This window comes from Streptomyces sp. NPDC047880 (assembly GCF_040706515.1).
Classification (GTDB): domain Bacteria; phylum Actinomycetota; class Actinomycetes; order Streptomycetales; family Streptomycetaceae; genus Streptomyces.
The window spans coordinates 1-18,213 of the sequence record NZ_JBEZOK010000013.1 but is presented as its reverse complement, the minus strand read 5'-3'; the positions used below and the strand labels follow the sequence as shown (position 1 = coordinate 18,213).

Genomic DNA, 18,213 nt, shown 5'->3' with positions numbered 1-18,213 from the left:
GGCGCCCTCCTCACTGCTCCAGCGCCCGTACCGCATCGCACGCGTGACGGCCGCCGTCCGGTCGTCCACGCCCAGCTCGCCGAAGACGCGCAGCAGATACGTCTTCACCGTCGACTCCCCGATGTACGGGCTGTGTCCGATCTCCGCGTCGCCGTACCCCTCGGCGACCAGCCGCAGCACGGCTGTCTCACGGTCCGACAGGCGCGGCCGCTCCGGCTGCGTCCGCAGCCGGTCGACCAGCCGGGCCGCCACGGCAGACGCCGGCACCGTCTCGCCCCGGGCCACCGTCCGGACGGCCTCCGCCAGTTCCGCGCGGGGCAGGCCTCTCCAGCAGACCGGTGCAGAGAACCAGCCAGATCTTGCCCAGGCCGGTCTCCTGTCCGGTCAGCCGGAGGTGCACGTCCGCCGGCGTGGGGCGGCTCACCGTCGGCCCCGGGATCTCGCCGTCGAAGCGGTGCAGGAGCCCGGCGACCGCCCTGGTCGGGGTCGCGGTGTGCTCCGGGCGGGGTGTGCCGTCCCGCTCGGTCCAGCGGACGGCGGTCTCGGTGCCGTACCGCTCCCGCAGCGCCCCGGGTTTCGCCCGCTGCGGCGATCCGGCCCTTCGCGACGACCGCCAGCCGGCGCGCCAGCGCCTCGGCCTCCTCCAGGTGGTGCGTGGTCAGCACGATGGTCGTGCCCTCGTCGGCCAGGGCGCGGATCAGCGACCGGAACCGCCGCCGGGCCGCCGGATGGAAGCCGGTCGTCGGCTCGTCCAGGAGCAGCAGTTCGGGGCCGCCGATCACGCCCAGCGCCACGTCCAGGCGCCGGAGCCGGCCGCCCGACAGCGCCTTGATCCGGCTGCCGGCCTTCACTGCCGGACCGACCAGGCCGATAACCCTCGTCCGGGTCCCGAGGCCGGGGGGGAGTAGCGGGCGAAGCGCCGTACGGTCTCCCGGACCGTCAACTCGGCGGGCGCCGGATTCGTCCTGCCGGACGATCCCGACATGTGAGCGCCACGCGCGCGTGCCCGTCGCCGGGTCCGACCCGAGTACGGACACCTCACCCGCGTCCCGGTTCCGGTTGCCCCGGAGGATCTCCACCGTGGTGCTCTTGCCCGCGCCGTTGGGCCCGAGCAGGCCGAACACCTCGCCCCGCCTGATGCCGAGATCGATGCCGTCGACGGCGGTCACACCCCCGTAGCGCTTGCGCAGCCCCCGCACGTCGACGGCCAGTTCGTACCCCTGTGCTGTCATGCAACGAGAGTCGGCCGGAACGCAACCCTCAGGGACGACCGGGCGGACATCCTTATGTCCACTGAACGGTGGAGACAGGCACCGGTGCGGCACAATGGCCGTGCCCGAAGATGTTCAGGTCTCAAGTGACGGAATCGGCGTGATGAGCAAGACGACAGTCAAGGACGTCTCCATGGAGCCCGAGCAGCAGCGCGCCGAGATCGCGCCCCGCGCGGAGGGCGGCAGCCGGGCCCTCGCCCTGCTGCTGGTGATCACCGGCGCGGCCGGACTGCTCGCCGCGTGGGTCATCACGATCGACAAGTTCAAGATCCTCGAGGCCAAGGTCGAGGGCAAGACGTTCACACCCGGCTGCAGCCTCAACCCCGTGGTCTCCTGCGGCAGCGTCATGGAGAGCAAGCAGGCCGCGGTCTTCGGATTCCCCAACCCGATGCTCGGCCTCGTCTGCTACGGGATCGTCATCGGCGTCGGCGTGGCGCTGCTCGCCCGGGCCCGCTTCCCGCGCTGGTACTGGCTCACCTTCAACGCCGGCTGCCTCTTCGGTGTGAGCTTCTGCGCCTGGCTGATGTTCCAGTCCCTGTACCGGATCAACGCGCTCTGCCTGTGGTGCAGCCTGGCCTGGGTCGCCACGATCCTGATGTTCTGGTACGTCACGTCGTTCAACATCCGCAAGGGCTTCCTGCCCGCCCCGAAGTGGCTCAAGAGCTTCTTCGGCGAGTTCACCTGGGTCATGCCCGTGCTGCACATCGGCATCATCGGCATGCTGATCCTGACCCGCTGGTGGGACTTCTGGCTCAGCTGACCGGGCCGCTGCGGGCCCCGGGCGCACTGTCAGTGCGGTGAATTAGGGTTTTCGACGTGGAGCCCGACCTGTTCACCGCCGCAGCCGAAGAACGCCAGGAGAAGGAGCCGTCCAGCAGCCCCCTGGCGGTGCGGATGCGCCCGCGCACCCTCGACGAGGTCGTGGGCCAGCAGCATCTGCTGAAGCCGGGATCCCCCCTGCGCAGACTGGTGGGGGAGGCCTCCGGCCCGGCCGGACCCTCCTCGGTCCTCCTGTGGGGCCCGCCCGGCACCGGAAAGACCACCCTGGCCTACGTCGTCTCCAAGGCGACCGACGCCCGCTTCGTGGAGCTCTCGGCGATCACCGCCGGCGTCAAGGAGGTCCGCGCGGTCATCGACGGCGCCCGCCGCGCCTCCGGCGGGTACGGCAAGGAGACCGTCCTCTTCCTCGACGAGATCCACCGCTTCAGCAAGGCCCAGCAGGACTCCCTGCTCCCGGCCGTCGAGAACCGCTGGGTGACGCTCATCGCCGCGACGACGGAGAACCCGTACTTCTCGGTGATCTCGCCCCTGCTGTCCCGCTCGCTGCTGCTCACGCTGGAACCGCTCACCGACGACGACATCAGGAGCCTCGTCCGCCGCGCCCTCACCGACGAGCGCGGTCTCAAGGAGGCCGTCACCCTCCCCGAGGAGACCGAGAACCACCTCCTGCGCATCGCCGGCGGTGACGCCCGCCGCGCCCTGACCGCCCTGGAGGCGGCCGCCGGGGCCGCCCTCGACAAGGGCGAGGCGGAGATCGGCCTGACCACCCTGGAGGAGACGGTCGACCGGGCCGCCGTGAAGTACGACCGCGACGGCGACCAGCACTACGACGTGGCGAGCGCCCTGATCAAGTCCATCCGCGGCTCCGACGTCGACGCGGCCCTGCATTACCTGGCCCGGATGATCGAGGCCGGCGAGGACCCCCGCTTCATCGCCCGGCGCCTGATGATCTCCGCCAGCGAGGACATCGGCCTGGCCGACCCGACCGCTCTGCAGACCGCGGTCGCCGCCGCCCAGGCCGTTGCCATGATCGGTTTCCCCGAGGCCGCCCTCACCCTCAGCCACGCCACCATCGCCCTCGCCCTGGCGCCCAAGTCCAACGCCGCCACCACCGCGATCGGCGCCGCCCTGGAGGACGTCCGCAAGGGCCTCGCCGGACCCGTGCCCGCCCACCTGCGGGACAGCCACTACAGGGGCGCGACCAAGCTCGGCCACGGCCAGGGCTACGTCTACCCGCACGACCTGCCCGAGGGCATCGCCGCCCAGCAGTACGCCCCGGACGAGCTCAAGAACCGCGAGTACTACGAGCCGACCCGGCACGGCGCGGAGGCGCGCTACGCGGACGCCGTGGAGTGGACCCGGAAGAACCTCGGTCGAAAGCGGTCCTGAGCACCCTGTAAACTCGTCCGGAGTGCCGCGTCCCGTGCAGTCAGAACGGGACAGCCGGCCGGAGTCCCGATCCTCCGGGATCGGCTCCAGGAGCGTCGCGCACCGTCGAACGGTGTCGCGGGCAGCCCACCACCACCCGTCGTGTGACGGGAGCGGTCGGTGGGCCACTCGCGTGCTGCACGTATGTGCCCAGACCAGGGGAGCGGCTGCCCACCCGGGCCCGGCAGGGTCCCAGGCGGGTTTCCCCGGCTGCGGATGCGACCTCCCACAACCCTGACAAGCCGATACAACGAAAGCGAAAAACAGTGGCGAACCAGTCCCGCCCCAAGGTCAAGAAGTCGCGTGCCCTCGGCATCGCGCTGACCCCGAAGGCCGTCAAGTACTTCGAGGCCCGTCCCTACCCGCCGGGTGAGCACGGCCGCGGCCGCAAGCAGAACTCGGACTACAAGGTCCGTCTGCTCGAGAAGCAGCGTCTGCGCGCGCAGTACGACGTGTCCGAGCGCCAGCTCGTCCGCGCCTACGAGCGTGCCTCCAAGGTCCAGGGCAAGACCGGTGAGGCCCTGATCATCGAGCTCGAGCGTCGTCTCGATGCCCTGGTCCTGCGTTCGGGCATCGCCCGCACCATCTACCAGGCCCGTCAGATGGTCGTCCACGGCCACATCGCGGTCAACGGCAAGAAGGTCGACAAGCCCTCCTTCCGCGTCCGTCCGGACGACGTCGTGCAGGTCCGTGAGCGCTCCAAGGAGAAGACCCTCTTCACGATCGCTCGTGAGGGTGGCTTCGCCCCCGACGGTGAGACCCCGCGCTACCTCCAGGTGAACCTCAAGGCCCTGGCGTTCCGCCTGGACCGCGAGCCGAACCGCAAGGAGATCCCGGTGATCTGCGACGAGCAGCTCGTCGTCGAGTACTACGCCCGCTGATCCACGGCAGGCACGCGGTACCCCAGCCCGCCGTCTCCCCGCCCCTCCAGGCGGGCGAGGCGGCGGGCTTTCGCGATGGACCCGCTGCCGGGGGTAATCCGGTACGGAGCGCCACCCCCGGCGCGATAGGCTCGTCGCACGACTTTTTCGATGTTCAGGCACGTTTCAGGGAGCGGGTGCACACAGTGTCCGGTGGAGAGGTTGCCGGAATCCTGGTGGCCGTCTTCTGGGCGATCCTGGTCTCCTTCCTCGCCGTCGCGTTGGCGAGGGTGGCCCAGACGCTCAAGGCGACCACCAAGCTCGTGGCGGACGTGACCGACCAGGCCGTCCCGCTGCTGGCCGACGCCTCCGCGGCGGTGCGCTCCGCGCAGACCCAGATCGACCGGGTCGACTCCATCGCCTCCGACGTCCAGGAGGTCACGTCGAACGCCTCCGCGCTGTCGACCACCGTCGCCTCCACCTTCGGCGGCCCCCTGGTCAAGGTCGCGGCCTTCGGCTACGGCGTGCGCCGGGCCCTCGGCGGCGGCAAGGAGGACGTGCCCGCCAAGGCGTCCAGGCGTACCGTGATCGTGGGCCGCACGGTCACCCGGCGCAGCGCCCGAGGGAAGAGGGACTGAGAGCCAGCGATGTTCCGCCGTACCTTCTGGTTCACCACGGGCGTCGCCGCCGGTGTGTGGGCCACCACCAAGGTCAATCGCAAGCTGAAGCAGCTGACCCCCGAAAGCCTTGCCAGAACCGCCGGGAACAAGGCGCTCGAGGCCGGTCACCGCATCAAGGACCGTGCGGTCGGCTTCGCGCTCGACGTCCGGGACAACATGGCCGTGCGGGAGGCCGAACTCGGCGACGCCCTCGGGATCAACGAGAATCCCGAACTCCCCGCGCCCCGGCGGCACATCGCCATCGAGAACCGCAACAACCCCAAGTACGTCGACGGTTCGAAGCACCAGACGTACCAGACGTACCCGTACAACCGGAATGAGGACCACTGATGGAGTCGGCTGAGATTCGCCGCCGCTGGTTGAGCTTCTTCGAGGAGCGCGGTCACACCGTCGTCCCTTCGGCGTCGCTCATCGCGGACGACCCGACTCTGCTCCTCGTCCCGGCCGGCATGGTGCCCTTCAAGCCCTACTTCCTGGGCGAGGTCAAGCCGCCCTTCGCCCGCGCCACCAGCGTGCAGAAGTGCGTGCGCACGCCGGACATCGAAGAGGTCGGCAAGACCACCCGGCACGGCACGTTCTTCCAGATGTGCGGCAACTTCTCCTTCGGCGACTACTTCAAGGAAGGCGCCATCAAGTACGCCTGGGAGCTGCTCACCAGCGCCCAGGACAAGGGCGGTTACGGCCTCGACCCCGAGCGCCTGTGGATCACCGTCTACAAGGACGACGACGAGGCCGAGCGCATCTGGCACGAGGTCGTCGGGGTGCCGAAGGAGCGCATCCAGCGCCTCGGCATGAAGGACAACTACTGGTCCATGGGCGTCCCCGGCCCCTGCGGCCCCTGCTCCGAGATCAACTACGACCGCGGCCCCGAGTTCGGCGTCGAGGGCGGCCCCGCCGTCAACGACGAGCGGTACGTGGAGATCTGGAACCTCGTCTTCATGCAGTACGAGCGGGGTGAGGGCATCGGCAAGGACAACTTCGAGATCCTCGGCGAACTGCCCAGCAAGAACATCGACACCGGCCTCGGCCTCGAGCGCCTCGCCATGATTCTGCAGGGCGTGCAGAACATGTACGAGATCGACACCTCGATGGCCGTCATCAACAAGGCCACCGAGCTGACCGGCGTCCGCTACGGCGACGCCCACGACTCGGACGTCTCCCTGCGCGTGGTCACCGACCACATGCGCACCTCGGTCATGCTGATCGGCGACGGTGTCACCCCCGGCAACGAGGGCCGCGGGTACGTGCTGCGCCGCATCATGCGCCGCGCCATCCGCAACATGCGCCTGCTCGGCGCCACCGGTCCGGTCGTGAAGGACCTGATCGACACCGTGATCGAGATGATGGGCCAGCAGTACCCCGAGCTCATCACCGACCGCGAGCGCATCGAGAAGGTCGCCCTGGCCGAGGAGAACGCGTTCCTCAAGACGCTGAAGGCCGGCACCAACATCCTCGACACGGCCGTCACCGACACCAAGGCCGCCGGCTCCACCGTCCTGCCCGGCGACAAGGCCTTCCTGCTCCACGACACCTGGGGCTTCCCGATCGACCTCACCCTGGAGATGGCCGCCGAACAGGGCCTCTCCGTGGACGAGGAGGGCTTCCGCCGCCTGATGAAGGAGCAGCGGGAGCGCGCCAAGGCCGACGCCCAGGCCAAGAAGACCGGGCACGCCGGTGCCGGTGCCTACCGTGAGATCGCCGACCAGGCCGGTGCCACCGACTTCATCGGCTACACCGACACCGAGAGCGAGTCCACGATCGTCGGCATCCTCGTCGACGGCGCTTCCTCCCCGGCCGCCACCGAGGGCGACGAGGTCGAGATCGTCCTCGACCGCACGCCCTTCTACGCCGAGGGCGGCGGCCAGATCGGCGACACCGGCAAGATCAAGGTCGACTCCGGTGCCGTCATCGAGATTCGCGACTGCCAGAAGCCGGTCCCGGGGGTCTACGTCCACAAGGGCGTCGTCCAGGTCGGCGAGGTCACCGTCGGTGCCAAGGCCCACGCCGCCATCGACGACCGCCGCCGCAAGGCCATCGCCCGCGCCCACTCCGCCACGCACCTGACCCACCAGGCCTTGCGCGACGCCCTCGGCCCGACGGCCGCCCAGGCCGGTTCCGAGAACCAGCCCGGCCGCTTCCGCTTCGACTTCGGCTCCCCGTCCGCCGTCCCGACGGCCGTGATGACCGACGTCGAGCAGAAGATCAACGAGGTGCTCGCCCGCGACCTCGACGTCCGCGCCGACGTCATGGGCATCGACGAGGCCAAGAAGCAGGGCGCCATCGCGGAGTTCGGCGAGAAGTACGGCGAGCGGGTCCGCGTGGTCACCATCGGCGACTTCTCCAAGGAGCTGTGCGGCGGCACGCACGTGCACAACACCGCCCAGCTCGGCCTGGTCAAGCTGCTCGGCGAATCGTCCATCGGCTCCGGTGTCCGCCGCATCGAGGCCCTGGTCGGCGTGGACGCCTACAACTTCCTCGCCCGCGAGCACACGGTCGTCGCCCAGCTCCAGGAGCTGATCAAGGGCCGCCCGGAGGAGCTCCCGGAGAAGGTCTCCGCCATGCTCGGCAAGCTGAAGGACGCCGAGAAGGAGATCGAGAAGTTCCGCGCCGAGAAGGTCCTCCAGGCCGCCGCAGGTCTCGCCGAGTCCGCCAAGGACGTCCGTGGCGTTGCTGTCGTGACCGGTCAGGTCCCGGACGGCACGACCGCCGACGACCTCCGCAAGCTCGTCCTCGACGTGCGCGGACGTATCCAGGGCGGACGGGCCGCCGTCGTCGCCCTGTTCACGGTGGCGAACGGCAAGCCGCTCACGGTCATCGCCACCAACGAGGCCGCCCGTGAGCGCGGCCTGAAGGCCGGCGACCTCGTCCGTACGGCCGCCAAGACCCTCGGCGGCGGCGGAGGCGGCAAGCCGGACGTCGCCCAGGGCGGTGGCCAGAACCCGGCCGCCATCGGTGACGCCGTGGACGCCGTGGAGCGTCTGGTCACCGAGACCGCCAAGTAAGAGACGGGCCGGACAGCATGCGCAGAGGACGTCGGCTCGCGATCGACGTCGGGGACGCCCGCATCGGGGTCGCCTCGTGCGACCCCGACGGGATCCTCGCCACCCCGGTGGAGACGGTCCCGGGGCGTGACATCCCCGCAGCTCAGAGGCGGTTGAAGCAACTCGTCGAGGAGTACGAGCCCCTCGAGGTCGTGGTCGGTCTCCCGCGCTCCCTCAAGGGGGGCGAGGGCCCGGCCGCGGTCAAGGTCCGGGGCTTCACCCAGGAACTGGCCCGCATGATCTCACCGGTTCCGGTGAGACTCGTGGACGAGCGCATGACGACGGTGACGGCCAGCCAGGGACTGCGCGCCTCCGGCGTGAAGTCCAAGAAGGGCCGGTCCGTCATCGACCAGGCAGCAGCCGTGATCATCCTGCAACAGGCCCTCGAATCCGAACGGATGTCAGGTGAAGCACCCGGCGAAGGCGTCGAAGTGGTCATGTGATCGCGATACGGTAACGTTCCGCGCGATGCGACGGCATTCGAACAGCCGCCGCACAGTAAAGAGGCGGGACGGGAGCCGGGGCCGGAAGCCGCGTGACCGTCGCCTCGCGGCTCTAGGGGATCGATGACTGAGTATGGCCGGGGCCAAGGCTCCGAACCGTGGCATCCGGAGGACCCGTTGTACGGGGACGGCGGATGGGGCGGCCAGCAGGCCCATCAGGGTCAGCAGTCCCCCCACGGCGGCCAGCCGCAGCACTATCCAGAGCAGCCGCAGCAGCCGCAGTACGGCGACTGGGGCACCGGTGAGCAGTCCGGATACGGTCAGCCGCAGCAGCAGTACCCCTACGACCAGCAGTACGCGGCACAGTCCCACGGGCACCAGCAGTACCCCGGCCCCCAGGGCCCCGGACATCAGCAGGACCAGGGCTACCACCAGCAGCAGTACGACACCGGCGGCTGGACCACCGGCCCTCACCAGCAGGTCTCGTACCCCGGTGATCCCCAGGACCCGTACGGACAGCAGGCCGGTGCGTACGACGCGGGCCGGCAGGACTACTACGGCACGCCTGACGCCTATCCACCCCCCGAGCCGCCCGGCCGGCGCGGGGTCGAACCCGCGTCGGAACCGGAGACCGACTGGGACCCCGGCCCCGACCAGGGCGAACACGCCTTCTTCGCGGGCGGGGACGACGAGGACGACGGCGACGGGCCGGAGGGGCCTCGCGGCCGCGACGGCAAACGGGGACGCGGCGGCGGCACACCGAAGAAGCGCCGCAACGGCATGGCCTGCCTGCTGGTCGCCGTGATCCTCGGCGGCGGCTTGGCAGGCGCCGGCTACTTCGGCTACCAGTTCTACCAGGATCGTTTCGGCGACGCCCCGGACTTCGCGGGGGGCGGCAACGGGCAGCAGGTCTCCGTCGAGATCCCCAAGGGTGCGGACGGGTACGCGATCGGGCGGGCGCTGAAGTCCGCCGGTGTCGTCAAGAGCGTCGACGCCTTCGTCTCGGCTCAGGCCGGCAACCCCGAGGGCCGGAGCATCCAGGACGGCGTGTACACGCTGCAGAAGCAAATGTCGGCCGCCAGCGCGGTCGAACTGATGCTCAGTCCGAAGAGCCGCGACAACCTGATCATCGCCGAGGGCCGGCGCAACGCCGACGTCTACCGCCTGATCGACAAGCGGCTGGACGTCAAGGCGGGCACCACGGCAGCGGTCGCCAAGAAGGACTACAAGAAGCTCGGACTGCCCGCGTGGGCGCAGGACCACGCCCAGGTCAAGGACCCGCTGGAAGGCTTCCTCTACCCCTCCAGCTACGGCGTGAGCGAGGGGCAGAAGCCCGCGGACGTCCTGAAGCAGATGGTCGAGCGGGCCACCGCGACGTACGACAAGCTCGGGGTCGAGAAGAAGGCCGAGAGCCTCGGACTCGAGGACCCGTGGCAGCTCGTCACCATCGCCAGCCTGGTCCAGGCCGAGGGCACCAGCCACGACGACTTCCGCAAGATGGCCGAGGTCGTCTACAACCGCATGAAGCCCGGGAACCCGCAGACCAACGGCATGCTGGAGTTCGACTCCACGTACAACTACATCAAGAACCAGAGCAAGATCGACCTGAGCCTGAGCGAACTGCGGAACTACGACAACCCGTACAACACGTACTTCCACAAGGGCCTGCCGCCCGGTCCGATCGACAACCCGGGCGAGGACGCCGTCAAGGGCGCCCTGAACCCGACGGACGACGGCTGGTACTACTTCATCTCGCTCGACGGCAAGACCAGCAAGTTCACGAAGACGAACGCCGAACACCAGAAGCTGGTCGACCAGTTCAACGCCTCGCGGAACAACTGAGGAAGCCCCTGATGGCCGCACCACGTCGAGCCGCCGTGCTCGGCTCCCCGATCGCCCACTCGCTCTCGCCTGTCCTGCACCGCACCGCCTACCAGGAGTTGGGCCTGGCCGGCTGGTCGTACGACAGGTTCGAGGTGGACGAGGCCGGGCTGCCAGGGTTCTTCGAGGCGCTCGGACCCGAGTGGGCCGGGCTCTCGCTGACCATGCCGCTGAAGCGGGCCGTGATCCCCCTGCTCGACGAGATCAGCGAGACCGCAGCCTCGGTCGACGCGGTCAACACCGTCGTCCGCACCGAGGACGGCCGCAGCATCGGCGACAACACCGACATCCCCGGCATGGTCGCGGCCCTGCGCGAGCACGGCATCGACAAGGTGGACGCCGCAGCCGTGCTCGGCGCCGGCGCCACCGCCTCCTCCGCGCTGGCCGCGCTGTCCCGGATCTGCCCGGGCGAGATCACCGTCTACGTGCGCAGCGAGGCCCGGGCCGCCGAGATGCGGCGGTGGGCCGAGCGGCTCGACGTCGCCGTCCGCATCGCCGACTGGGCGGACGCCGAGCAGGCCCTGCGCGTGCCGCTGGTGATCAGCACCACGCCCGCCGGGGTCACCGACGCCCTCGCCCGGTCCGTACCGGAGCGCCCGGCGGCCCTCTTCGACGTCCTCTACGACCCCTGGCCCACCGACCTCGCCGCCCGCTGGTCGGCGTACGGCGGTGCCGTCGTCAGCGGCCTCGACCTGCTGGTGCACCAGGCCGTGCTCCAGGTCGAGCAGATGACGGGGCTGGCCCCGGCGCCCCTGGACGCCATGAGAAAAGCGGGCGAGCGCGCTCTCGCCGACCGATAAGATCCGCTCTCGGTTCCGCAGGGGGCGGAACAGGGGAGGGGAACGTCCGTCATGTCCACCGGCCTGCCTCAGGCGTCCGTAAAGTCCCAGATATTCGAGTCCCTGCTGGGATTCCTGCCCGACTGGGTGCAGATCACGGTGCTCGCCCTGATCGTGCTCGCCGTCGTGGCCTCCTGGGTCGTCAAGATCAAGCGCAAGATCGCCTACCGGCGTGCCGTCCGGAACGGACAGCCGGTGCACGCCGCCGCCCAGTACGGTCAGGGGTGCGGCGCGGACTACCTGGGGCAGTACGCGCCCCAGCAGCAGACCCAGCCGGCACGGCAGGGCAGCGGTGCCGACCACCTGGGGGCGTACGCCCCGCAGCCGGCCGAGCCCGCGCGGCAGCCGAGCGGTGCCGACTTCCTCGGGGCGTACGCGCCGCAGCAGCGTCAGGGCGAGGGTCCGTCCGCGAACGCGTCCGCTTGATGGACCGGCCGCCGGGCGGAGGGCCCCGGCGTGGGAGGATCGGAGACGGTGGACCGGGCCGCGCACCCGGTCACGCCGTCGCCGTACGCGACGAGGCGCGTACGCAGGGCAGTACCAGAGCGCGAGCACTGAGGAGCACCGTTGAGCAGGTTGCGCTGGCTGACCGCGGGGGAGTCCCACGGTCCCGCACTCGTCGCGACGCTGGAGGGCCTTCCCGCCGGCGTGCCGATCACCACGGACATGGTGGCGGACCATCTCGCGAGGCGGCGCCTGGGCTATGGACGCGGTGCCCGGATGAAGTTCGAGCGTGACGAGGTCACCTTCCTCGGCGGCGTCCGGCACGGCCTCACCCTCGGCTCCCCGGTCGCGATCATGGTGGGCAACACCGAGTGGCCCAAGTGGGAACAGGTCATGGCCGCCGACCCGGTCGACCCGGAGATCCTGGCCGGTCTCGCGCGTAATGCTCCGCTGACCCGGCCGCGCCCGGGCCACGCCGATCTGGCGGGCATGCAGAAGTACGGCTTCGACGAGGCCCGGCCGATCCTGGAGCGCGCTTCCGCGCGGGAGACGGCGGCCCGCGTGGCCCTCGGCGCGGTGGCCCGCTCGTACCTGAAGGAGACCACCGGCGTCGAGATCGTCTCGCACGTGGTGGAGCTGGCCGCGGCGAAGGCGCCGAAGGGTGTGTACCCGACGCCCGCCGACGTCGAGAAGCTCGACGCGGACCCGGTGCGCTGTCTGGACGCCGACGCGTCGAAGGCGATGGTCGCGGAGATCGACCAGGCCCACAAGGACGGCGACACCCTCGGTGGCGTGGTGGAGATCCTGGCGTACGGCGTGCCCGTCGGCCTGGGTTCGCACGTGCACTGGGACCGCAAGCTCGACGCCCGGCTGGCCGGTGCCCTCATGGGCATCCAGGCGATCAAGGGTGTGGAGGTCGGTGACGGTTTCGAGCTGGCGCGGATCCCCGGCTCCAAGGCGCACGACGAGATCGTGAAGACCGGCGAGGGCATCCGGCGCACCTCCGGCCGCTCGGGCGGCACCGAGGGCGGTCTGACCACCGGTGAACTGCTGCGGGTCCGGGCGGCGATGAAGCCGATCGCGACCGTGCCGCGCGCCCTGCAGACCGTGGACGTCACCACCGGCGAGGCCGCGCAGGCGCACCACCAGCGCTCCGACGTGTCCGCGGTCCCGGCCGCCGGCATCGTCGCCGAGGCCATGGTGGCCCTGGTGCTCGCGGACGCGGTCGCGGAGAAGTTCGGCGGCGACTCGGTGGCCGAGACCCGCCGCAACGTCACGTCGTACCTCGACAACCTCGCCATCCGATGAGCGGCCCGCTGGTCGTCCTGGTCGGCCCGATGGGCGTCGGCAAGTCCACCGTCGGGCAGTTGCTGGCCGAGCGGCTCGGCGTCTCCTACCGGGACACCGACGACGACATCGTCGCCGAGCAGGGCAGGACCGTCGCCGAGATCTTCGTCGACGAGGGCGAGCCCGCCTTCCGCGCGATCGAGAAGGCGGCCGTGCGCAGGGCGATCGCCGAGCACGACGGCGTCCTGGCCCTGGGCGGCGGCGCGATCCTCGACGCCGGCACGCGCGCACTGCTCGCCGGGCAGCGGGTGGCGTACCTGTCGATGGACGTCGAGGAGGCGGTCAAGCGCACCGGCCTCAACGCCGCCCGCCCGCTGCTCGCGGTCAACCCGCGCAAGCAGTGGCGCGAGCTGATGGAGGCCCGCCGCCACCTGTACGAAGAGGTCGCCACGGCCGTGGTCGCCACCGACGGGCGCACGCCCGAAGAGGTCACCGAAGCCGCCCTGGACGCACTGGAGTTGAAGGAAGCATGAGCGAGGCAGTGACGCGGATCCAGGTCGGCGGCACGGCGGGCACCGACCCCTACGAGGTCCTGGTGGGCCGGCAGTTGCTGGGGGAACTCGGCGGACTGATCGGCGACAAGGCCCAGCGGGTCGCGATCGTCCACCCCGAGGCCCTGGCCGAGACCGGTGAGGCGCTGCGCGCCGACCTGGCCGAGCAGGGCTACGAGGCCGTCGCCGTCCAGGTGCCCAACGCCGAGGAGGCCAAGACCGCCGAGGTCGCCGCCTACTGCTGGAAGGCGCTGGGCCAGTCCGGGTTCACGCGCACGGACGTCATCGTCGGCGTCGGCGGCGGCGCGACCACGGACCTCGCCGGGTTCGTGGCCGCCACCTGGCTGCGCGGGGTGCGCTGGATCGCCATCCCGACCACCGTGCTCGCCATGGTGGACGCGGCCGTCGGCGGCAAGACCGGCATCAACACCGCCGAGGGCAAGAACCTCGTCGGCGCCTTCCACCCGCCCGCCGGTGTGCTCTGCGACCTGGCCGCGCTGGACTCCCTGCCGGTCAACGACTACGTCTCCGGGCTCGCGGAGGTCATCAAGGCCGGCTTCATCGCCGACCCGGTGATCCTGGACCTCATCGAGGCGGACCCCCAGGCCGCCCGCACCCCGGCCGGTCCCCACACCGCCGAGCTCATCGAGCGCTCCATCCGGGTCAAGGCCGACGTCGTGTCGTCGGACCTGAAGGAGTCCGGCCTGCGCGAGATCCTCAACTACGGCCACACGCTGGGCCATGCCATCGAGAAGAACGAGCGCTACAAGTGGCGCCACGGCGCGGCGGTCTCCGTCGGCATGCACTTCGCGGCCGAACTGGGGCGCCTGGCGGGCCGGCTGGACGACGCGACGGCCGACCGGCACCGCACGATCCTCGAAGCGGTCGGACTGCCCCTGCACTACCGCTACGACCAGTGGCCCAAGCTGCTGGAGACCATGAAGGTCGACAAGAAGTCCCGCGGCAACCTGCTGCGCTTCATCGTCCTCGACGGTCTGGCCAAGCCCACCGTCCTGGAGGGACCCGACCCGGCCGTGCTGCTCGCTGCGTACGGCGAAGTGGGGCAGTAAGTCCTCCGGCGCGCCTTCCGCCCGAAATCACCTTACGGCGCCGGGCACTTCGGGCCGCCCCCGGCCGTTCACACATCGACGACCGGGGGCGGTACCGTTCGGTAGCACGCGGGTTCCGCCCCCGCTGTCAGCGACCATCGCCTGTACGAGACGGAGTGGCACCGGATGCAGCACGCAGTGGGTTCTCCGCTGCCGCCGCCCCATCAGCCGGGGCACGGACCGGCCACGGGCTGGTCGCCGGCCGCACATCACCCGGGCCCGCCGAACGCGGGCGCCCACCAGGGCTCCGTGCCCGTCCCCCCGCCGCCCCCGGCCCCTGCCCCGGGATATCCGGCGCCCCCGCCCGGACCGGCCTCGGCCACCGCCCCGCCGGCGCCGGAGACCACCGGCCACGTACCGCTGCCTCCGGGCGGCCCGGTCGCCATGCCCATGGCTCCGCCCGCCGCGACGGTTCCCGACCCCGCCGGTACGACCCTCGCGGTGCTGCTCATAGGCCCCGCGGGTGCCGGCAAGACCAGCGTGGCCAAGTACTGGGCGGACCACCGCCGGGTCCCCACGGCCCACATCAGCCTCGACGACGTACGCGAGTGGGTCCGCTCCGGCTTCGCCGACCCCCAGTCCGGGTGGAACGACAACTCCGAGGCCCAGTACCGCCTGGCCCGCCGCACCTGCGGCTTCGCCGCGCGCAACTTCCTGGCCAACGGCATCTCGTGCATCCTCGACGACGCGGTCTTCCCCGACCGCCCGGTCGTCGGCCTCGGTGGCTGGAAGCGCCACGTGGGGCCGGGCCTGCTGCCGGTCGTGCTCCTCCCCGGGCTGGACATCGTCCTCGAACGCAACGCGGAGCGCTCGGGCAACCGACGGCTGTCCGACGAGGAGGTCGCCCGCATCCACGGCCGCATGGCCGGCTGGTACGGATCCGGGCTGCCGATCATCGACAACTCGCAGCTGGACGTCCCGGAGACGGCACGCGTACTGGACGAGGTCCTGGCCCGCTCCATCGCCAGCCCACCCCAATGGTGAGCGCCCCGTAGGGCCGCGGGGAACTGCGCGACAAGCCCGCACACCGCCGCGGACGGCATACAGCCCCGGCGCGGTACGACCCCTCCCGGACAGCGTCCCCACCCACCCGGACACATCAGCCACCGCCCACTCAGACGCCCTCAACCGGCGCCGACCCGGCGGAGCTCATACGCTCGGGTCATGTCAGAGGTGTACGCGGCCCGCCGGACGCGTCTGAGGGACTACTGCAACGCGGGCGGCAGCGCGGCGGCGCTGGTCTCCCGCCCCGCCAATGTGCGCTATCTCGCGGGCGCCGCCCCGCACGGCGCCGTCCTGCTGCTGGGCCGGACCGAGGAACAGGACCTCCTGGTCTGTGCCGGACCGGCGGCCGACCGCCCCACGCAGGAGCGTCCCGACGAAGCCCTGCGCGTCCACACCCTTCCCGGAGCGGACGGCGGTGATCCGGCCGTAGCGGCCGCCCGCCTCGCCGAGGGCCAGAACGCCGACTCCCTCGCCGTGGAGGAGCACCACCTCACCGTGGCCCGGCACCGCGCACTCGGCTCGGTCGCTCCGACGCTGCGCCTGGCGTGCCTCGGCAGCGCGGTCGAGCAGCTCAGGGTCGTCAAGGACGAGGAGGAGATCTCCTGCCTGCGCATCGGCGCGGAGATCACCGACCAGGCCCTCGGCGAACTGCTGGAGTCGATCCTCGTCGGCCGCACCGAACGCCATCTCGCCCTGGAACTCGAGCGACGGCTCGTGGACCACGGGGCGGACGGACCGGCCTTCCCGACGTCCGTGGCCACCGGCCCGAACTCCGGCCGCCCGGGGCACCGGCCCACCGACCGCCGGGTCGAGGAGGGCGACTTCCTCTCCGTCTGCCTCGGCGCGACCTACCGCGGCTACCGCTGCGAGATCGGCCGCACCTTCGTCATCGGCACCGCTCCCGCGGACTGGCAGATCGAGCTGTACGACCTCGTCTTCGCCGCCCAGCGGGCCGGGCGTGAGAGCCTCGTGCCCGGCGCCGCCTGCCGGGACGTCGACCGCGCCGCCCGCCAGGTCCTGGACTCCGCGGGGTACACGGAGGGCCTCACGGTCCTGACCGGACACGGCGTGGGGCTCGAAATCGACGAGGACCCTCAATTGAGTCCCGCGGCCATGGGTAAACTGGACGCTTGCGTGCCAGTCACCGTCGAACCGGGGGTCCACCTCCCGGGCCGGGGCGGTGTCCGGATCGATGACACGCTCGTCGTCCGCCCCGAGGCGGACGGCGGACCCGAGCTACTCACCATCACGACCAAGGAGCTGCTCGCCCTGTAGCCAGGCAGGTGCGTGCCCCGGGGTCGTACGTCAGTCCAGGAGATTCCGCAACCGTGGCTTCCACGAACGACCTCAAGAACGGCATGGTGCTCAAGCTCGAAGGCGGCCAGCTCTGGTCCGTCGTCGAGTTCCAGCACGTCAAGCCCGGCAAGGGCCCGGCCTTCGTGCGCACCAAGCTCAAGAACGTGCTCTCCGGCAAGGTCGTCGACAAGACCTTCAACGCCGGCGTCAAGGTCGAAACGGCCACCGTCGACAAGCGCGACATGCAGTTCTCCTACATGGACGGCGAGTACTTCGTCTTCATGGACATGGAGACCTACGACCAGCTCCACGTCGACAAGAAGGCCGTCGGCGACGCCGCCAACTTCCTGATCGAGGGCTTCACCGCCACCGTGGCCCAGCACGAGGGCGAGGTGCTCTTCGTCGAGCTGCCCGCCGCCGTCGAGCTCGTCATCCAGGAGACCGAGCCGGGCGTCCAGGGCGACCGCTCCACCGGCGGCACCAAGCCCGCCATCCTGGAGACCGGCCACCAGATCAACGTGCCCCTCTTCATCACCACCGGTGAGAAGATCAAGGTCGACACCCGCACCAGCGACTACCTCGGCCGGGTGAACAGCTAACCGTGGCTGCCCGCAACACGGCCCGTAAGCGCGCCTTCCAGATCCTCTTCGAGGCAGACCAGCGCGGCGCCGACGTGCTGACCGTCCTCGCGGACTGGATCCGCCTGTCCCGGGCGGACACCCGGCAGCCACCGGTCAGCGAGTACACGATGGAGCTGGTCGAGGGCTACGCGAAGCACGCGCAGCGCATCGACGAGCTGATCGCGCAGTACGCCGTCGGCTGGACCCTCGACCGGATGCCCGTCGTCGACCGCAACATCCTGCGGCTCGGCGCGTACGAGCTGATCTGGGTCGACGCGACGCCGGACGCCGTCGTCCTCGACGAGATGGTGCAGCTGGCGAAGGAGTTCTCCACGGACGAGTCGCCCTCGTTCGTGAACGGCCTGCTCGGCCGTCTGAAGGAACTCAAGCCCTCGCTCCGCCGCGACGAGGTCTGAGGCGGACCACATGCCGGAGGGCCCGCAGCGTCACCGCTGCGGGCCCTCCGGCGTTCCCGGACGTCCTGGGCCCGGCGCAGGCCTGTCAGCGCCGCACAACGCCGCCGGGGGGGGGGGGGATACAAAGAGGGTGTGGGCCCCCCCCGCCCGGGGGGTGAGGGGGGCCGCGCGCCGGGCGGGGCGCGGCGGGGGGGGGCCCCCCGCGCGGGGGACGGCGGGCGGGGGGGACGCCCACCGGCCCGCGCAGGGCCTCGGGGGAGGT

At 70.9% G+C, this 18,213-nt stretch carries 17 protein-coding genes and 2 pseudogenes; 17 read left to right on the top strand and 2 right to left on the bottom strand.

Annotated elements, in window-relative coordinates; genetic code table 11:
• Window positions 1-24: 24 nt before the first annotated feature.
• Window positions 25-321, bottom strand: a pseudogene (locus AB0937_RS20345) (LuxR C-terminal-related transcriptional regulator); the annotation flags it as partial.
• A 380-nt stretch (window positions 322-701) separates the two neighbouring features.
• Window positions 702-1,232, bottom strand: a pseudogene (locus tag AB0937_RS20340) (ABC transporter ATP-binding protein); the annotation flags it as partial.
• A gap of 142 nt (window positions 1,233-1,374) precedes the next feature.
• On the opposite strand from AB0937_RS20340, the gene AB0937_RS20335 reads away from it, so the two are divergent.
• From AB0937_RS20335 to nusB, 17 genes are all read left to right on the top strand, one after another.
• Entirely contained in the window at window positions 1,375-2,031 is a 657-nt protein-coding gene (locus AB0937_RS20335; protein WP_366713453.1) for a vitamin K epoxide reductase family protein, read from the top strand.
• Window positions 2,032-2,087: 56 nt separating this feature from the next.
• Window positions 2,088-3,440: a replication-associated recombination protein A gene (locus AB0937_RS20330; protein ID WP_366713451.1), complete on the top strand. Its 1,353-nt coding sequence runs from the start codon at window positions 2,088-2,090 to the stop codon at window positions 3,438-3,440.
• Between the two features lie 305 nt (window positions 3,441-3,745).
• On the top strand, window positions 3,746-4,360 hold the full coding sequence (gene rpsD, locus AB0937_RS20325; RefSeq protein ID WP_010046470.1) for a 30S ribosomal protein S4: 615 nt from the start codon (window positions 3,746-3,748) through the stop codon (window positions 4,358-4,360).
• Window positions 4,361-4,536: 176 nt separating this feature from the next.
• The gene (locus AB0937_RS20320; protein ID WP_104778781.1) at window positions 4,537-4,977 is read left to right on the top strand and encodes a DUF948 domain-containing protein; all 441 of its coding nucleotides are present in this window, start codon (window positions 4,537-4,539) and stop codon (window positions 4,975-4,977) included.
• A 9-nt stretch (window positions 4,978-4,986) separates the two neighbouring features.
• A complete protein-coding gene (locus AB0937_RS20315) occupies window positions 4,987-5,349 on the top strand; it encodes a hypothetical protein (RefSeq protein WP_362240247.1) in 363 nt (120 codons plus the stop codon).
• A complete protein-coding gene (alaS, locus tag AB0937_RS20310; protein WP_366713449.1) occupies window positions 5,349-8,021 on the top strand; it encodes an alanine--tRNA ligase in 2,673 nt (890 codons plus the stop codon). Before AB0937_RS20315 ends, alaS begins: the two co-directional genes overlap by 1 nt.
• A 17-nt stretch (window positions 8,022-8,038) precedes the next feature.
• The gene (gene ruvX / locus AB0937_RS20305) at window positions 8,039-8,503 is read left to right on the top strand and encodes a Holliday junction resolvase RuvX (RefSeq protein ID WP_366713448.1); all 465 of its coding nucleotides are present in this window, start codon (window positions 8,039-8,041) and stop codon (window positions 8,501-8,503) included.
• Window positions 8,504-8,626: 123 nt separating this feature from the next.
• Window positions 8,627-10,345: an endolytic transglycosylase MltG gene (gene mltG, locus AB0937_RS20300; protein ID WP_366713446.1), complete on the top strand. Its 1,719-nt coding sequence runs from the start codon at window positions 8,627-8,629 to the stop codon at window positions 10,343-10,345.
• Between the two features lie 11 nt (window positions 10,346-10,356).
• Window positions 10,357-11,184, top strand: coding sequence for a shikimate dehydrogenase (locus tag AB0937_RS20295; protein WP_366713445.1), 828 nt, complete (start codon window positions 10,357-10,359; stop codon window positions 11,182-11,184).
• Window positions 11,185-11,235: 51 nt separating this feature from the next.
• Window positions 11,236-11,649, top strand: a complete 414-nt coding sequence (locus tag AB0937_RS20290; RefSeq protein ID WP_366713443.1) for a hypothetical protein — start codon at window positions 11,236-11,238, stop codon at window positions 11,647-11,649.
• A gap of 141 nt (window positions 11,650-11,790) precedes the next feature.
• A complete protein-coding gene (aroC, locus tag AB0937_RS20285; protein WP_366713442.1) occupies window positions 11,791-12,975 on the top strand; it encodes a chorismate synthase in 1,185 nt (394 codons plus the stop codon).
• The gene (locus tag AB0937_RS20280; protein ID WP_366713441.1) at window positions 12,972-13,487 is read left to right on the top strand and encodes a shikimate kinase; all 516 of its coding nucleotides are present in this window, start codon (window positions 12,972-12,974) and stop codon (window positions 13,485-13,487) included. The genes aroC and AB0937_RS20280 overlap by 4 nt, the downstream gene beginning before the upstream one ends.
• Window positions 13,484-14,575: a 3-dehydroquinate synthase gene (gene aroB / locus AB0937_RS20275; protein ID WP_366713440.1), complete on the top strand. Its 1,092-nt coding sequence runs from the start codon at window positions 13,484-13,486 to the stop codon at window positions 14,573-14,575. Before AB0937_RS20280 ends, aroB begins: the two co-directional genes overlap by 4 nt.
• Window positions 14,576-14,740: 165 nt before the next feature.
• Window positions 14,741-15,598, top strand: a complete 858-nt coding sequence (locus AB0937_RS20270; protein ID WP_366713439.1) for a Pro-rich N-terminal domain-containing protein — start codon at window positions 14,741-14,743, stop codon at window positions 15,596-15,598.
• A 180-nt stretch (window positions 15,599-15,778) separates the two neighbouring features.
• Window positions 15,779-16,894 carry an aminopeptidase P family protein gene (locus tag AB0937_RS20265; RefSeq protein ID WP_366713438.1) on the top strand — a complete coding sequence of 372 codons (1,116 nt, stop codon included), beginning with the start codon at window positions 15,779-15,781 and terminating at the stop codon, window positions 16,892-16,894.
• A 53-nt stretch (window positions 16,895-16,947) separates the two neighbouring features.
• Complete coding sequence (efp, locus tag AB0937_RS20260) at window positions 16,948-17,514, top strand: elongation factor P (protein ID WP_030843148.1); 567 nt, start codon at window positions 16,948-16,950, stop codon at window positions 17,512-17,514.
• Window positions 17,515-17,516: 2 nt separating this feature from the next.
• Window positions 17,517-17,951 carry a transcription antitermination factor NusB gene (gene nusB, locus AB0937_RS20255; protein WP_366713436.1) on the top strand — a complete coding sequence of 145 codons (435 nt, stop codon included), beginning with the start codon at window positions 17,517-17,519 and terminating at the stop codon, window positions 17,949-17,951.
• Window positions 17,952-18,213 lie beyond the last annotated feature (262 nt).

Bases quoted from the DNA above. Each gene is read 5' to 3' on its own strand.
- AB0937_RS20335 (WP_366713453.1), top strand. From the start codon at position 1,375: ATGAGCAAGACGACAGTCAAGGACGTCTCCATGGAGCCCGAGCAGCAG.
- AB0937_RS20315 (WP_362240247.1), top strand. From the start codon at position 4,987: ATGTTCCGCCGTACCTTCTGGTTCACCACGGGCGTCGCCGCCGGTGTG.
- alaS (WP_366713449.1), top strand. From the start codon at position 5,349: ATGGAGTCGGCTGAGATTCGCCGCCGCTGGTTGAGCTTCTTCGAGGAG.
- ruvX (WP_366713448.1), top strand. From the start codon at position 8,039: ATGCGCAGAGGACGTCGGCTCGCGATCGACGTCGGGGACGCCCGCATC.
- mltG (WP_366713446.1), top strand. From the start codon at position 8,627: ATGACTGAGTATGGCCGGGGCCAAGGCTCCGAACCGTGGCATCCGGAG.
- AB0937_RS20295 (WP_366713445.1), top strand. From the start codon at position 10,357: ATGGCCGCACCACGTCGAGCCGCCGTGCTCGGCTCCCCGATCGCCCAC.
- AB0937_RS20290 (WP_366713443.1), top strand. From the start codon at position 11,236: ATGTCCACCGGCCTGCCTCAGGCGTCCGTAAAGTCCCAGATATTCGAG.
- AB0937_RS20280 (WP_366713441.1), top strand. From the start codon at position 12,972: ATGAGCGGCCCGCTGGTCGTCCTGGTCGGCCCGATGGGCGTCGGCAAG.
- aroB (WP_366713440.1), top strand. From the start codon at position 13,484: ATGAGCGAGGCAGTGACGCGGATCCAGGTCGGCGGCACGGCGGGCACC.
- AB0937_RS20270 (WP_366713439.1), top strand. From the start codon at position 14,741: ATGCAGCACGCAGTGGGTTCTCCGCTGCCGCCGCCCCATCAGCCGGGG.
- AB0937_RS20265 (WP_366713438.1), top strand. From the start codon at position 15,779: ATGTCAGAGGTGTACGCGGCCCGCCGGACGCGTCTGAGGGACTACTGC.